Origin of the sequence: Paenibacillus sp. FSL R10-2199, assembly GCF_038000235.1 — a bacterium.
In the GTDB taxonomy this organism is placed as follows: Bacteria; Bacillota; Bacilli; order Paenibacillales; family Paenibacillaceae; genus Paenibacillus_AQ; species Paenibacillus_AQ phytohabitans.
Genome location: NZ_JBBOBO010000002.1, coordinates 1,776,114 through 1,791,689, shown reverse-complemented (window position 1 = coordinate 1,791,689; position 15,576 = coordinate 1,776,114). Strand labels below are relative to the sequence as shown.

Below are 15,576 nucleotides of genomic sequence, written 5' to 3'. Positions count from 1 at the left end.
GAGGGTTCCGGATCGTCATAACAACGGGGGGATGTCTTGGTGACTCCCCCTATTGTATGGATATAAGATTTCCGCTTGTAAGGAGGACTTCTGGTGACAGATAAAAAGCGTCAATCCAAAATAGCCAAGAATATAATGCTTGCTGCTGTAGCATTGCTGATCATGCTTCCGGCAGGCTTGAATGTACAGGCTGAGACAACTACGCAGGCTGTGGCCGCAAATGAGCAGGCTCCCGGCGAACCCATAGAGATTGCCGCGAATCAAGAGAATAAATACGTTGCCTATCTGGCTGAACATAAGGACGCTCCCAGACCTGATCAGGAAATTATTCTGGAGGCGGCTGACTATAGTCATGTAGAAGGCGGCGGCTTCGAGAAGTGGTCCGATTACGAAGGTATGGCCGGTGAAGCGCTGTTAACCGGTGAAACCGGCAAGGCCGAGTGGACTGTTCAAATTAAGGAAGCCGGCTTCTATAACTTGTCGATGCTGTACTATCCCGTCGAAGGGAAAAGTTCGGCTATTGAGCGCGCCTTCTATATTGACGGGCAGCTCCCTTTCAAGGAGGCAGCGTTCCTGCAGTTTGACCGGATTTGGGATAATCAGTCGGATCAGCTGATCCAGGACAACCAGGGCAATGATTTGCGGCCAAGGCAGGTGGAGCGGCCGGTCTGGAGCGAGAAGGCGTTTCAGGACTCTGACGGTTATGAGAATGAGCCGTTTTTATTTTATTTCAGCGCCGGCACACATACCCTAACGCTGGAATCTTCAAGAGAACCTGTACTGATTAAGCAGCTGAAGCTGTTCAGGCAAAGTGCGCCGTTGCCGTACGAAGAAGCGAAGAAAGCGTGGGACTCCGAAGGCATTCAGGCCGTAAGCGGCCAGCTCCTGACCGTTCAGGCAGAAGACGCAACGGCGAAATCCTCCCCGACGTTGTACCCGCTGAATGAGCGTTCGAGCCCGGCAGTGACTCCGTACAGTTCTTCTGTAATTAAAATTAACACTATTGGCGGGCTGAACTGGCGGATACCGGGTCAGTGGATCGAATGGGAAGTGGATGTGCCTGAGACCGGATTCTATAAGCTGGCCTTCAAGACGCAGCAGAATTATGTGCGGGGAATCTATTCAACCCGGAAGCTGACCATTGATGGTACCGTCCCGTTTGCGGAAATGGCCAAGGTTCCTTTCCGGTATAAAAGCTCTTATCGGCTGGACATTATGGGCGGCAATGAGCCCTATCTATACAAGCTCGAACAAGGGAAACATGTCGTAAGGCTTGAGGTTAGCCTTGGCGAGTTCGCCCCGCTCATCCGCGAGGTAGAGAACAGCCTGTACAATCTCAACTCCATGTACCGCAAGATTCTGATGATTACCGGAACGAAGCCGGATGAGTACCGGGATTACCAGCTGGACCGGAAGATTCCGGGCCTCCTGGAGGTATTCGCTGCGGAGCGCGACCGCCTGAAGGGGATTGCGAAGGAACTGGTCCGTTTATCCGGACAATCCAGTGATCAGGAAGCGCTGCTCAAGACGATGGCCGAGCAGCTGGACGAGATGATTGAGGACCCGGATACGGTCCCCAAAAGACTTACCGCCTACAAGACGAATACCGGCGGACTCGGCACCTGGGTCCAGACGGCAAGAGAGCAGCCGCTTGAAGTGGATGCGCTCTACATAGCTTCACCTGATCAGAAGCTCTCGAAGAAAGGGATGGGCTTCGGCGCGAAGCTGAAGCATGAGACCGCAGCCTTCTTCACGTCCTTCTTCACCGACTACAACCAGATCGGCAATGTGTCGGATGAGGATGACCAGAAGTCGGTAACCGTATGGATCGGCAGCGGACGGGATCAGGCGAATACGATGAAGGCGATGATCGATGAGACGTTCACCGCAGCCACCGGGATTAATGTCAATCTGAAGCTGGTCAACATGACCACGCTGCTTCCGGCGACCCTGGCCGGACAAGGGCCGGATGTGGCAATGCAGATCGGCAATGATCTGCCGGTTAACTTTGCAATGCGCAATGCGGCGGCAGATCTGACGCAGTTTGCGGATTTCGGGGAAGTGAGCACACGTTTCCGCGAGAGTGCGGTGCTGCCTTACCGGTATGACAGCGGTGTCTATGCCCTGCCTGAGACCCAGACCTTCAATATGCTCTTCTACCGCAAGGACATTCTGCAGGAGCTGGAGCTTGAGGTTCCGCAGACCTGGGATGAGGTATCCACACTGCTCGCGGTGCTCAGCAAGAATCATATGCAGTTTGGCCTGCCCGTAGTGGTCCAATCGGCAGTGCAGGGACAGAACATCCCGCCGAATTCGATGTTTGCCGCACTGCTGTTCCAGAATGGCGGGCAATTCTACCGCGATGGCGGCAAAGCGTCAGATCTGGATTCGCGTACCGGAATCGAGACCTTCAAGCAATGGAGCGAATTCTATACCGATTACAAGCTGGAACGCGAATATGACTTTGCCAACCGTTTCCGTACAGGTGAAATGCCGATCGGCATCGCGGATTATACCTTATACAACCAGCTGTCTGTCTTTGCTCCGGAGATCAGGGGCATGTGGGGCTTCGTGCCGATCCCCGGAACCGTGAAGGAAGACGGTACGCTGGACCGCACAGTCTCCAGTGGCGGCAGTGCAGTCGTAATGCTGGATAAAGCAAAGGACAAGGATGCGTCCTGGGAATTCATGAAGTGGTGGACGAGTGAACAGACCCAGACGGTGTTCGGGCGTGAGATGGAAGGCTTGATGGGCGCTGCCGCACGTTATCCGACAGCGAATATCAAAGCGCTGGACAGCTTGCCTTGGCCGATCGCCGATTACGAGAATCTGAAAGCCCAGTTCGAATGGGCGGAAGGGGTTCCTGAGGTTCCGGGCGGATATTTCACAGGCCGGCATTTGTTTAATGCTTTTTACAAAACAGTGGTCGGCGGTGTGGAAGCCAGGGAATCCATCATGGACTATGTCCAGTATATTCAGGACGAAATCACCACCAAACGCAAAGAGTTTGGTCTATAGCGGTAAGGGGGAGAGTCAAGCGTGCAAACTTGGTGGAGCCTGAAATGGCAGCAGATGAGAGCGAATAAGCATTCGTACATTCTGATGGCGCCGTATATGCTGTTGTTCGCCGTATTTACGGTGCTGCCGGTATTGGTCTCGGTTGTACTTAGCTTCACATATTTCAATATGCTGGAATTTCCGAAGTTCATTGGGTGGCAGAACTACACGCGTCTTTTTTTGGAGGATGATGTATTCCTGATTGCCCTCAAGAACACACTGCTGTTCGCAGTAATTACAGGTCCGATAAGCTATATCGCCTGTTTCGTGTTCGCCTGGATCATCAATGAGCTGTCACCGAAGCTTAGAGCTGTAATGACGCTCGTGTTCTATGCCCCGTCCATCTCGGGAAATGTCTATTTCATCTGGCTGATGATCTTCTCCGGGGACCGGTACGGGATCATGAACGGGCTGCTGCTGAAGTTCGGCTTCATTCTGGAACCGATCCAGTGGCTGAAGACAGAAGGCTATATTATGCCGATCATCATCCTGGTCCAGTTATGGCTCAGTCTGGGAACGGGCTTCCTGACCTTCATTGCCGGACTGCAGACCGTGGATGGAACCTTATACGAAGCGGGAGCCGTGGACGGAATCAAGAACCGCTGGCAGGAGCTCTGGTATATCACCTTGCCTTCCATGCGCCCGCAGCTGATGTTCGGTGCTGTCATCCAGATTACGACCGCGTTCGCCGTAGCTGATGTTTCGATTGCCCTGGCCGGATTCCCGAGCGTGAACTATGCAGCGGAGACCATCGTGACGCACCTGATCGACTTTGGCACCACAAGGTTCGAGATGGGCTATGCTTCAGCGATTGCTACTGTATTGTTCTTCATCATGGTAGGCACCAACCTGGTGGTGCAGAAGCTTCTTAGAAAGGTGGGTGAATAGAAGACATGAATACCCCCTTTCAAATAGGTTCCAAACGGTTAAACCGGCCTTTACGGATGCCCAAGAAGCGGGTGAACCGCTCTGCCTGGGGCATCTTCTCTTTATTTGCCCTGCTTACTGTATTCGGGGCGTTTATGATTTTGCCGCTGGTGTATGCGATTAATAATGCGTTCAAGCCGCTGGACGAAATCTTCATCTTCCCGCCGACCCTGTTTGTCCGGCACCCGACGATGAACAACTTTATCGATCTGTTCAACCTGCTGGGGAATTCATGGGTGCCGTTCTCCCGGTATATTTTCAACACGGTGTTCATTACCGGTGCAGGGATTATCGGGCATGTCCTGCTGGCTTCGGCGGCAGCGTACCCTCTGGCCAAACATCATTTTCCGGGCAAAAAAGCACTGTTCAGCATCGTTGTCCTCTCGCTGATGTTCACACCGGCGGTGACGGCTATGCCAAACTATATGATCATGTCCTGGCTGGGCCTCATCGATACGTACTGGGCAGTTATCATACCAGCCTTTGCCTATTCACTGGGCCTCTATCTGATGAAGCAATTTATGGAGCAGATTCCCGATGTGCTGCTGGAAGCGGCTAAGATTGACGGGGCCAGCGAATACCGTATTTTCTGGTCGATCGTGATGCCGAATGTTAAGCCAGCCTGGCTGACACTCATCATTCTGTTATTCCAGATTCTCTGGGGCAGCGACGGCAACGGGTTCATCTACAGCGAGCAGCTGAAATCACTGCACTTTGCAGCGGGCCAGGTGGTTGCAGGAGGGATTGCCCGTTCCGGTCCGGCGGCAGCGGTGGCCCTCATTCTGATGAGCGTGCCGATCACGCTGTTTGTGTTCTCGCAGAGCCGGATTATAGAGACCATGGCAACTTCGGGAATGAAGGATTAAGGGGGGAACGCAGTTGATCGCAAAAAAATGGCTGCTGTCACTTATGGCGGCATCCCTGCTGATTGTGTATGCAGCTCCCGCTCCGGCGCATGCAGATTCTGCGCCTTATGAGAGCTACAACTATAACTATTGGGAAGAAGCGGTGCCCGCTCCTGCGGCGTATATCCCTGAGCGTATCCTGACCGGCAAGGATCTTGGGGTAGGCGATTTCCGGGAACCCGGCGACATGGCCGTGGCGGCAAGCGGACTGATCTATATAGCCGACAGCGGGAACGGGCGGATTATTTGCCTGGACCCGGACTGGAAGGTCGTTAAGGTCATTACCGGATTCGATAATCTGGGCACGGAGGATACATTCAAGAATCCGTCCGGATTGTACATTACTGAAGACGGCAATTTGTATGTTGCCGATACGGATAACGGGCGTGTGGTGATCCTGTCCCCGGAAGGGGAGCTGCTCGGCATGGTGGAGAAGCCGGCGTCTGATATTTTGCCGGCGGACTTCAAGTTTATACCCGTGAAAGTGACTGTAGATCAGGCTGAACGTGTCTATGTCATCGCTAAAGGGATCTTCGAAGGGATCATGCAGTTTGATAAGAACGGTGAATTCATCGGCTACGTCGGCACGAACAAGGTACAGCGTGACTATACCGAATATCTGTGGCGGCTGGTCTCAACCAAAGCGCAGAAAGCGCAGATGGCGCTGTTTGTGCCTACAGAATTCTCCAATGTTGATGTGGATGCCAAAGGTTTCCTCTATGCGACGAATATTGATCCGGGCTCGCAGGAGCCGATCAAACGGCTGAATCCCTCCGGGGAGGATGTACTGAAGCGGTTCGGATATTTCGACATTAAAGGCGATATCCGGTACCGGAGGGCGGATGGACCGTCCAAGTTCACAGATATTAAAGTGCTGGCGAACGGGATGTACAGTGCGCTTGATGCCAATCAGGGCAAGGTGTTCACGTATAACGATGAAGGTGATCTTCTCTATGTCTACGGAGGCAAAGGCAACCAGACCGGGACCTTCAAAATACCGGCAGCGGTAGAGTTCTCCCAGGGGAACCAGCTCGTACTGGACCGGGGGAAAGGCAACATTGTCGTGTTCAGGCCGACCCGGTTCGGCACAAGCGTCAATGAAGCGGTGGGGTATCACTACAATGGTGAAGATACGCTCGCTGTGCCGGTATGGAGGGAAGTCCTGAAGCTGAACTCGAACTACGATATCGCTTATATCGGCATTGGCAAGTCCTTGCTGATGGACAAAAAAAACAAAGAGGCACTTAAATATTTCAAGCTCGGAATGGACCGCAACGGGTATTCGGTAGCCTTCAAACGGTACCGGAGAGAAGTCATGCAGGAGCATTTCGGAACCTTCCTGACAGCGGTAATGATCCTGGTGCTGGCTTGGCTGTCTTATAAGCTCTTCAGCTTCTGGAGAAGGAAGCGGCGGTTAACCGCATCCAGGCAGGCTTCGCCAAACCTTAAGGAGGGGAACGCCCATGAGGCAGGATTTCATTAAATTCCCGCTGCACCTCATTGTGCATCCGTTTGACAGCTTTTGGGATATGAAGTACGAAGGCAAAGGGAAGGTCCGGGTCGCGTTGACGATTCTGCTGCTGGTCGTGATTTCGATGATCCTGAAGGATCAGTTTGCGGGTTTCCTGGTGAATTATAACGACCCCCGGCATCTGAACAGCATCACGCAATTGTTCACGATTATATTTCCCTTCTTCCTGTGGTGCCTCTCCAACTGGGCGATCACCACACTCATGGACGGGGAAGGCAAATTCAAAGAAATTATGATGGCTACAGCCTATGCGCTAGTTCCGATTGTAATCATTTATGTGCCGATGATCCTGGCCAGCCGGTTTATGGCGGAGGAAGAAACAGCCTTCTATTATCTGATGATGACGATATCCTCCATATGGTTCGTCGCGTTATTATTCGTCGGCATTATGACCGTTCATCAATATACCGTGCTAAAAACCATAGTCACGATGCTGCTCACGGTTATTGTCATGGGAATTGTCGTGTTTCTGGGGACGCTCGTATTAAGCATGCTTCAGCAGATTATAGAATTCTTCGTTAACATTTACCGGGAATTAATTTTCCGTACGTAAAGGAGGCCGCACCTGTGAAAAATCGTAAAATGCTGGTCGCGGTGCTCGCCTGTGCCGCAGTCATGCTTATTCTTGCCGGTTCTGCCGTATTCTTCTCCTCACGCGGAGTGAAGGCGGTGGAAGCCTCGGCCTATATGGAAGTAACAGATGAGCTGGAGGCCGGAACCGGGTTCACCGCACTGCCGTATTCGTCCGGGGGTATACCGGGCATGCAGCTTGCAGCAGATGAATCTGAGCTGTCCTTATACTTCAATCCTGAGACAACGGAAATTGCCGTGAAGGATAAACGCCAAGGCCAGATCTGGTACAGCAATCCGGCGGGCCGCGGGCAGGATACCCTGGCTTCGGGATTCGAGAAGGAGCTGCTGTCCTCGCAGCTGAACGTACTGTTCCGCGACTCTATAGGGACGCTTGAATCCTATACGAACTTCGCCCAGAGTATCAGCAGCAAACAATTCACTGCTGAGAGCATCAAGAACGGGCTGCGGATTGTATATACGATTGGAGATACATCGATCGGGATTGATGCGCTGCCCAAGTTCATCAGCAAGACAAGAATGGAAGAGAAGGTCCAGGCTAATCTGGATGCGTCCAGCGCCAAGTATGTAGGGCAGCGTTATTATCCGAAAGAAGGTGACCCGGAAGTTCTGGAACGCATTGATGCCCAGGTCTCGAAGCCGCTGGTGCTGAGCAAAATGACTGCGGCCTTCAACAAATCCGGTTATTCTGCGGAAGATCTGGCCTTCGATAATGAGGAGAACGGAGTGGAGGGCGGCTCCGGAGCAAGCAAGCCGAACTTCATCATTCCGCTGGAATACCGGCTGGATGCAGGGTCGCTGGTAGTAACTATTCCTGTGAACCAGGTCAAGGAGAGCGGTGAATATCAGATCCGCAGCCTGGAGCTGCTGAATATGTTCGGAGCAGCGGATCAGCAGAGCGACGGCTACATGTTCGTTCCGGACGGCTCCGGCAGCCTGATCTATCTGAATAACGGAAAAGTGAAGGAAGAGCAGTATGTACAGCGTGTATACGGCCCGGACCCGAATGATAACAGCTATAGACGCGGGCAGGTCAGCGAGAGTGCCAGAATGCCGGTCTTTGGCCTGAAAACAGAGGATGCCGCATGGTTTGCCGTGATCGAGAAAGGCGATGCCATAGCCAGCATTGCCGCAGATATCAGCGGCAAGAAGAACTCCTACAACTTCATCCACAGCAGCTACACCCTGCGGGGGGAGGATGAGCTTGAGCTGTATACGGGTTCTACCATTCAGGAAATCCAGCTGTTAAATGAAGAGATTTACAAAGGCGATATTGAGGTCCGCTACAGCTTCCTCGGTAAAGATAAAGCCAATTATTCAGGAATGGCTGAGCTGTACCGGAATAAGCTGGCGGCGGAGCAGGTGCTGCAGCCTCTGGAGACCGGACAGGATGTCCCCTTCTATCTCGATATGCTGGGGGCAGTCGACAAGCAGAAGTCGTTCCTCGGCGTCCCTTACCGGTCCGAGATTGCCATGACCACCTTCGGACAGGCGGCACAGATTGCTGAACAACTGAAGCAGGATGGCGTTGACCGGCTGCTTATGCGCTATACCGGCTGGTCTGCCAAAGGGGTGAATCACGCTTCACCGGATAAGCTGAAGACGGAAAGTGTGCTGGGCAGTAAAAAGGAGCTTCTAGAATTATCAGAGAAGCTGGAACAGGCGGGAGGTGTGTTATTCCCGGATGTGGCCTTCCAGAAGATTTATCACGATGATGGCGGCTTCACGCCTTCCTCCGATGCCTCGCGGTTCGTGACCCGGGAAGAAGCGGAGCTCTATCCGTACAACCGGGCCTTGAACCGGATGGATATGACGCTAGGAAGCTACTATCTGTTGTCCCCGGCCAAGCTGCCCTATTATGTAGACACATTCATGAGCAAGTATAAAGCTTATGGGTTCAACGGCGTATCCCTGCGGGATCTCGGCAGTGTGCTCAGCTCGGATTTCCGGGTCAGCCGGGTCATTCAGCGGGAGACGGCCAAACAAATTGTAGAAGAGCAGCTGGGCAAGCTGGATCAGAGCATCGGCCAGACGATGGTCGCCGGAGGCAATGCGTATGCATGGCCTTACTCGGATCATCTGATCAATGTACCGACCGCCTCCAGCGGCTTCGTGCTGACGGATGAAGAAATCCCGTTCTATGAAATGGTTGTCCATGGTTACATCAGCTATACGGGGACGCCGGTGAATCTGAACGATGAGCAGGATCTCAAGGTGCAGCTGCTCCGCTCTATTGAGCTTGGGGCTGCGCCGCATTTCTCCTGGTCGTATGAGCCGTCCTCCAAGCTGAAATACACTCATTTTGACGACATGTATGCCACAAGTTATCAGGATTGGTACGGTCAGGCGGTTTCGCTGTACAAGGAAGTCAGTAAAGTGCTCTCTCCGGTACAGAACGCGCAGATTGTGAATCACATACGTCATCAGGAGGGTGTTGTGGAGGTGCAGTACAGCAACGGGATTTCAATCTATGTAAATTACACAGACATGCCAGTCTCCGTACACGGCTTCACTGTCGGAGCCGGACAATATGGGATAGAAGGTGGGCAGTCATGAGGGGGAGCAAGCTCAGCTTAAATCACAAGCGCTCTTGGCTGGGAATCGCCTTTATTACGCCGTGGCTGCTTGGATTCGTATTCATGTTCGCGGCTCCGCTCATTCAGTCCATCAAATTCAGCTTCAGCAAATTAAATGTCGATCCGACCGGGTTCACACTGGACTGGGTGGGCTGGTCTAATTTCAACAATGCGTTGTTTGTAGATGCCACCTTCAACCGCGTACTCACCGAATCCGTCAGGGATATGGTGCTTAACGTTCCGATGATCCTGTTCTTCAGCCTGTTCTCGGCAACGCTGCTGAATCAGAAATTCCGGGGGAGAGTTCTGGCCCGTGCGATATTCTTCCTGCCGGTTATTCTGGCTTCGAATGCTATATCGGCGGCAGAAGCTTCCGGACTGATCAATCTGGTGGGGGATGCCACGGCTGTGAATGAACTCGGTCAATCCGGCTCGCAGTACAACGTCATGGCGATGGTGATGATTCTGAGTGATATCGGGTTGCCGCTGTCGTTCGTGGATTACATTGTGGATGCCATCCTGCGGATTTATGAGATTATTACGAGCTCGGGTGTACAGATTCTAATCTTCCTGGCCGCGCTGCAGTCTGTGCCGGGGGCGATGTACGAGGTAGCGAAGATTGAAGGGGCGACCGCTTATGAATCCTTTTGGAAAATCACCTTCCCGCTGGTAAGCCCGCTTATCCTGACCAATGTGATCTACACCATTATTGATTCCTTCACGGGCAGCAAAGTAACGCAAATGATCTTCACCACCGCGTTCACCACCCAGAACTTTGGTCTCAGTGCGGCCATGTCGTGGATCTATACGCTGATTATTAGCATCGTCCTGATTATTGTAGGATACGTACTGTCCAAAAGAGTGCATTACAATTGATGAATCGCAAAGGAGGATATGGCTATGCAAGCTCCTCAATCTGTTCAGCCTGCTCATAGGGAGGCGAATCACCATAGAGTCCATAAGCTAAAAGGCAAAGCAGTGGATCTTCTATACGCACTGTTCCGCTATGCGCTGGTCATCGGGATCTCCTTCATCATTATTTACCCGCTGCTTATGAAGTTCTCCATCGCCTTCAAGGATAAAGCGGATATCTACAATCCGACGATTTATATGATTCCGGTCCACTACACTATGGATAACATCAGAATGGCGATGCAGATTCTGGACTACTTCCCGCTGCTGGGGAATACGCTGCTCTTCGTCGTAGTGACTACGGTGCTGACCACGGCTTCCTGCGCTTTGGCCGGTTACGGCTTCGCCCGGTTCAGCTTTCCGGGAAGCAACATCCTGTTCGCGCTAGTCATTCTGACCCTGCTTGTCCCTACCAGCACGCTGATGGTGCCGATGTACCTGCATTTCAGAAGCTTTGACATTATGGGGATTATTCATTTGATTACTGGGAAAAGCGGCATAAATCTGCTGAATACGTATTGGCCTTCAATGATTACATCCGCGACAGCCATCGGACTTAAGGCGGGGTTGTTCATTTATATTTTCCGCCAGTTCTTCAAGGGGATGCCGAAGGAGATTGAGGAAGCGGCGCTGATTGACGGTGCAGGGGGAGTGAAGACATTCCTGCGGATCATGCTGCCCAATGCGGTCTCGCCGATGATTACGGTGATCCTGTTCTGCTTCGTCTGGCAGTATAACGATACCTTCTTCACCTCGCTGTTCATGAGTGAAATTGCACTTATGCCTACGAAGGTCAGCTCGCTGGCCGCGCAGGCCAATGCCCTGCTGCCGGGACTGCTGGGGGTAGGCGGGGGATCGGGTGTCAAGGCAGACCCCAATCATGTAGCGATGATTATCGATACCGGCATCCTGCTGGCGATTCTTCCGCTGATTACCTTGTATATGGTGGTGCAGCGTTACTTCGTAGAGAGTGTGGAACGCAGCGGAATTATCGGCTGATCCAGACGAAGGAGGAGCTTCCAGTCTTGAGGGAACAGGACGAATTAAGCAGCAGTTGAATGAGCTCGTATATTTTAGAAGTGATTAGGAAGGGAGCCTGAGATGAAGCTGAAACGCTCATTCTTCATTACCTGTATACTGCTGCTGGCTGTCATGGTGACGGCAGTTCCTGCGCAGGCGGAATCCCAAGAGAAGAAGAGTGCCCTGCAGGCTTATGTAGAATCGCTCGGACCGGGCTGGAACCTGGGGAATACCTTCGAGGCCTCCGGGGACGAAACTTCATGGGGGAACCCGGCCGTGACCCAGGCCTTCATCGGGCAGCTTGCGGAGGAGGGCTATAAGAGCATCCGTATCCCGGTTACCTGGAAGCACAGGATGGGCGATGCTCCTGATTATGCAATCCGGCAGGACTTCATGGCCCGGATTCAGGAGGTTGTTGACTGGTCGCTGGCTGCGAACCTTCATGTGATTATTAATCTTCATCATGACAGTAACTGGGTGATGAACATGGCAGCGGAGCATGATGAGGTGCTGGCCAGATTCAATGCCGCCTGGACGCAGATTGCCGGGCATTTCAAGAATTATCCGGACAGCCTGATGTTCGAGAGTCTGAATGAGCCGCGTTTCTCCGACGACTGGAGTAAGGACAGTCCGGAATATTTTACTATGCTGGATGAACTGAATGTGTCCTTTCATACTATTGTCCGGCATTCCGGAGGGAACAACAAGCAGCGGCCGCTGGTACTTTCTACGCTCACTGCTGCCCCTACCCAGGCCAGACTGGATGCATTAGCCGCAACCATCAAGAAATTAAATGATGATAGACTGATAGCAACGTTCCATTACTATGGTTATTATGCGTTCAGTGTGAACCTTGGGGGCTCGACCACGTTCGATACCACGGCCAGGGAGGATCTGATTCAGGCGTTTGACCGGGCTTATGAGACCTTCACGGCCAAAGGCATTCCCGTAATCGTCGGGGAATTCGGCCTGCTCGGGTTCGATAAATCGCTGAGTACGGTCCAGCATGGTGAGATTCTGAAGTTTTTTGAATATGTTACCTACTATGCCTATGAGAAAAAAATGCCGCTGATGTTATGGGACAACGGGCAGCATTTCGACCGGCGCACGTTCAAGTGGGTAGACGAGGAGCTTCATCAGGTGATGAAGCAGGGCTGGAAAGGCCGTTCCTCCAATGCGGAGACGGATTCGGTCTATATTCTAAAGGATGCGGAAATCAAGGATACCGCCATTCCCCTGAATTTGAACGGCAACACGTTCACGGCGCTGCTTAATCAGGAACAGGCGTTAGTCAAGGGAACGGATTATGAGCTTGAGGGAGATAACCTTATCCTCAAATCCGCGCTGCTTCAGAAGCTTATTACGCAGAAGTACGGAATTAATGCAGTGTTGACTGCCAGATTCAGTGCGGGTGCTGACTGGAGAATGAATCTTATCTATTACGACACGCCGAGCTTGATCAGTGCGCAGGCTCCGGAGGGGATATACACGATTCCGGTCTGGTTCAACGGGGACAGCCTGGCAACGCTGGAGGCTGTCTATACGGCTGGCGGTACTGCCGGACCGAATGACTGGACTCCCTTCAAGGAGTATTACAAATCCTTCTATCCGGACTATACCACCGGAGAAATCAAATTCACGGATGAATTCTGGAAAGAAGTGAAGGATGGGGAAGTGCAGCTGAAGATGCATTTCCGCAGCGGTGCAGTTATCCCGTATACGATTACCAAGACCGGCAGTCAAATCGTTGGTGTCTCTGTAGAGGATGCAGAAAAGGCGGCAGCGCTGGCTGCGGAAGAAGCGGACGGGCAGGCTATAGAGGTGCTGGCGGAATCCGCTGAACCGGCATCAACAGATACTGCAGCAGCAAATTCAGTGGAGAATTCTGCTGAAGCTGTCCAGCCAGAGGAAGCCAGCCAAGGCAGCAGCAAAACCTTGATGATCCTGCTCGCTGTATCGGCGCTGATCGTTGTATCGGCAGCGGCCATGTACTGGCGGAGAGCGGGTAGAAGATAGGCTTAGCGGATAACGAAACAGCAGCAACCATGGACGGGAGAAGCATGTCCTCGTTTGCTGCTGTTATTTTTGAACCCATAAATGCATGATTAATGTTCGCTGGTGTTCATTTGACTTTGCAGACGCGCAGCTGTTTCGGCAGTAGCTGTATAAATCATCAGCTTCAGATCCGGATGGCCCTGGGGCTGTAGGGTCATATGTTCGAACTCCAGCTCCCCGATGCCTGGCGCATTCCACTGTTTGTGGCAGTCCGTTACAACCTGAACATCATGCAGCGGCCATTTCTCGCGGAACAGCGGGCTGCTCTGCATAAATTCCCCGATAAGCTCCTTGAACCTCGGGTCATTAGGAAAATGTGCGTAATCCGCACGAAAGCGTGCAACGATGACTTCTGCTTTACTCTCCCAGTCCTCTGGATTCATTCTTCGTTTCCCGCCCGTCAATAACAGTCTCATCCAATTGGGACGCTCCTGCTCACCCTCTGAGAATGAAGGAAAGCCGAAAACCAGCTCCGCTGCCTGATTCCATAACAGCAAATCCCAGCATCTCCCGATTACGAAGGCCGGATTAGGCTCCAGGGCCTTAATCATCCGTTCCAGGCCTGTGTTCAGTTGCTGATCTACTACTGCCTGCTGCTGCACCGGTCTGGCAAGAAGATGAAGATGGTGGCGTTCATCTTCGGTCAGCCGCAGCGCCTCTGCTATGTTATTCAGTACATCCTCTGAAGGGTTGATGCTTCTGCCTTGCTCCAGAGAGGTGTACCATGATGTTCCGATATGGGCAAGCTGGGCCACTTCTTCCCTGCGGAGCCCCGGAGTCCGCCGCCTTCCATAAGACACTAACCCGGCTTCTTCAAGAGTCAGACGTTCCCGGCGCGAACGCAGAAATTCTCCTAACGGCATCCTGGAAGAAATCTCTTCCATGTTGAACTCCTCCTTATCCTGACACTGACAGTCCTACGATAAACGCAGGAAGGATGCCAGTTACACATTCTATTATACTGCCAGTATAGCATCTATAAACTTAGGAGGATTTGAACTATGAACATATTTGTAACTGGAGCCACCGGTAAAGTAGGCAGCCGTTTCGTTCCGCGTCTGCTGCAGCGCGGTCATCACGTTAAGCTGTTGATTAGGGATGCTGCCAAGGCAGAGGGGCTTAAGCAGCTGGGGGCTGAGATTGTAGAAGGCGAGCTTCTGCAGCCGGACCGATATGTGGAGGCTCTAAGGGGGATTGATGTTGTATTTCATCTGGCAGCTCAGTTCCGCGGGGTAGACGAGAATACCACCTGGGTATCCAATTTCGATGGCAGCATCGCTCTGGCCAAGGCAGTGCTGGAGGCGGGGGTGCCAAGGTTTGTTTTTGCGAGCACCAATAATGTCTACGGCTCCGGAAGTAACGCGGGACCCAGTCAGGAGGATGACGAGCTGAAGCCTGCGTTTGCTTATCCGCAGTCCAAAGCCAAGGCTGAGGCAGCGCTGCTGCAGCTTCATCATGATCAGGGATTAGGCCTGCGCATTGTAAGGCTGCCTTTTGTCTACGGTGAGCGGGACCCGCATATCACGGAATTTCTGCCGCTCGCAGGCAATTGGAATCCGGCGAAAAGAATGCATATGGCGCACCATGCCGATGTAGGTCAGGCCCTGCTGCTCGCAGCTTCCGCAGACGGGATAGATGGCCGGATCTACAACGTCGGCGACGACGCACCGATCTCCATTGCGGAGCTGCAGAAGCTGCATCATTTTGAAACCTCCCCGGAAGCGCAGCAGCAGGAATTCAATCCATGGGAGGGTGTCATTGATACCACCCGGATCAGAGACGAATTACATTACCGCCCGATTTTCCCGTCATTCTATACGGCTAGGGATGCAGGTGCACTTTAAATTGGATTTATCTTCTCCCGGCAATCTGGTATACAATATACAATAGTAATGAATTTTCTTGACCGCAGGCTTCTCTTCAGAAGCTTGCGGTTTGTTATATGAACAGTGTATTTCTGATTCAACCGCAGCCAGCAGGGCTATTGTATAGAGATCGTTAT

At 52.4% G+C, this 15,576-nt stretch carries 11 protein-coding genes; 10 read left to right on the top strand and 1 reads right to left on the bottom strand.

The window, feature by feature from the left end:
• Nucleotides 1-135: 135 nt before the first annotated feature.
• The 9 genes from NYE33_RS35590 to NYE33_RS35550 all read left to right on the top strand — a co-directional run bounded on the left by NYE33_RS35590 (nucleotide 136) and on the right by NYE33_RS35550 (nucleotide 13,535).
• A complete protein-coding gene (locus NYE33_RS35590; RefSeq protein WP_341070101.1) occupies nucleotides 136-3,018 on the top strand; it encodes an extracellular solute-binding protein in 2,883 nt (960 codons plus the stop codon).
• Between the two features lie 54 nt (nucleotides 3,019-3,072).
• Nucleotides 3,073-3,945 (top strand): carbohydrate ABC transporter permease, encoded by an 873-nt coding sequence (locus NYE33_RS35585; RefSeq protein WP_081970408.1) that lies wholly within the window; start codon nucleotides 3,073-3,075, stop codon nucleotides 3,943-3,945.
• Between the two features lie 56 nt (nucleotides 3,946-4,001).
• Nucleotides 4,002-4,850, top strand: coding sequence for a carbohydrate ABC transporter permease (locus NYE33_RS35580; protein ID WP_341069997.1), 849 nt, complete (start codon nucleotides 4,002-4,004; stop codon nucleotides 4,848-4,850).
• A 13-nt stretch (nucleotides 4,851-4,863) separates the two neighbouring features.
• Nucleotides 4,864-6,372, top strand: coding sequence for an NHL repeat-containing protein (locus tag NYE33_RS35575; protein WP_341069994.1), 1,509 nt, complete (start codon nucleotides 4,864-4,866; stop codon nucleotides 6,370-6,372).
• Nucleotides 6,353-6,973: a YIP1 family protein gene (locus NYE33_RS35570; RefSeq protein ID WP_042133771.1), complete on the top strand. Its 621-nt coding sequence runs from the start codon at nucleotides 6,353-6,355 to the stop codon at nucleotides 6,971-6,973. Before NYE33_RS35575 ends, NYE33_RS35570 begins: the two co-directional genes overlap by 20 nt.
• Nucleotides 6,974-6,987: 14 nt before the next feature.
• A complete protein-coding gene (locus tag NYE33_RS35565) occupies nucleotides 6,988-9,567 on the top strand; it encodes a DUF5696 domain-containing protein (protein ID WP_341069991.1) in 2,580 nt (859 codons plus the stop codon).
• Nucleotides 9,564-10,463, top strand: coding sequence for a carbohydrate ABC transporter permease (locus NYE33_RS35560; RefSeq protein ID WP_042133775.1), 900 nt, complete (start codon nucleotides 9,564-9,566; stop codon nucleotides 10,461-10,463). The genes NYE33_RS35565 and NYE33_RS35560 overlap by 4 nt, the downstream gene beginning before the upstream one ends.
• Before the next feature lie 24 nt (nucleotides 10,464-10,487).
• A complete protein-coding gene (locus NYE33_RS35555; RefSeq protein WP_076247225.1) occupies nucleotides 10,488-11,498 on the top strand; it encodes a carbohydrate ABC transporter permease in 1,011 nt (336 codons plus the stop codon).
• 102 nt (nucleotides 11,499-11,600) lie between these two features.
• A complete protein-coding gene (locus NYE33_RS35550; RefSeq protein WP_341069988.1) occupies nucleotides 11,601-13,535 on the top strand; it encodes a cellulase family glycosylhydrolase in 1,935 nt (644 codons plus the stop codon).
• Nucleotides 13,536-13,624: 89 nt separating this feature from the next.
• Here the strand turns inward: NYE33_RS35550 and NYE33_RS35545 are convergent, their stop codons facing one another.
• Nucleotides 13,625-14,458: a helix-turn-helix transcriptional regulator gene (locus NYE33_RS35545; protein WP_341069985.1), complete on the bottom strand. Its 834-nt coding sequence runs from the start codon at nucleotides 14,456-14,458 to the stop codon at nucleotides 13,625-13,627.
• 117 nt (nucleotides 14,459-14,575) lie between these two features.
• Here NYE33_RS35545 and NYE33_RS35540 point away from each other — a divergent pair, with 117 nt between their 5' ends.
• The gene (locus NYE33_RS35540) at nucleotides 14,576-15,418 is read left to right on the top strand and encodes an NAD-dependent epimerase/dehydratase family protein (RefSeq protein ID WP_341069982.1); all 843 of its coding nucleotides are present in this window, start codon (nucleotides 14,576-14,578) and stop codon (nucleotides 15,416-15,418) included.
• Nucleotides 15,419-15,576: the final 158 nt, after the last annotated feature.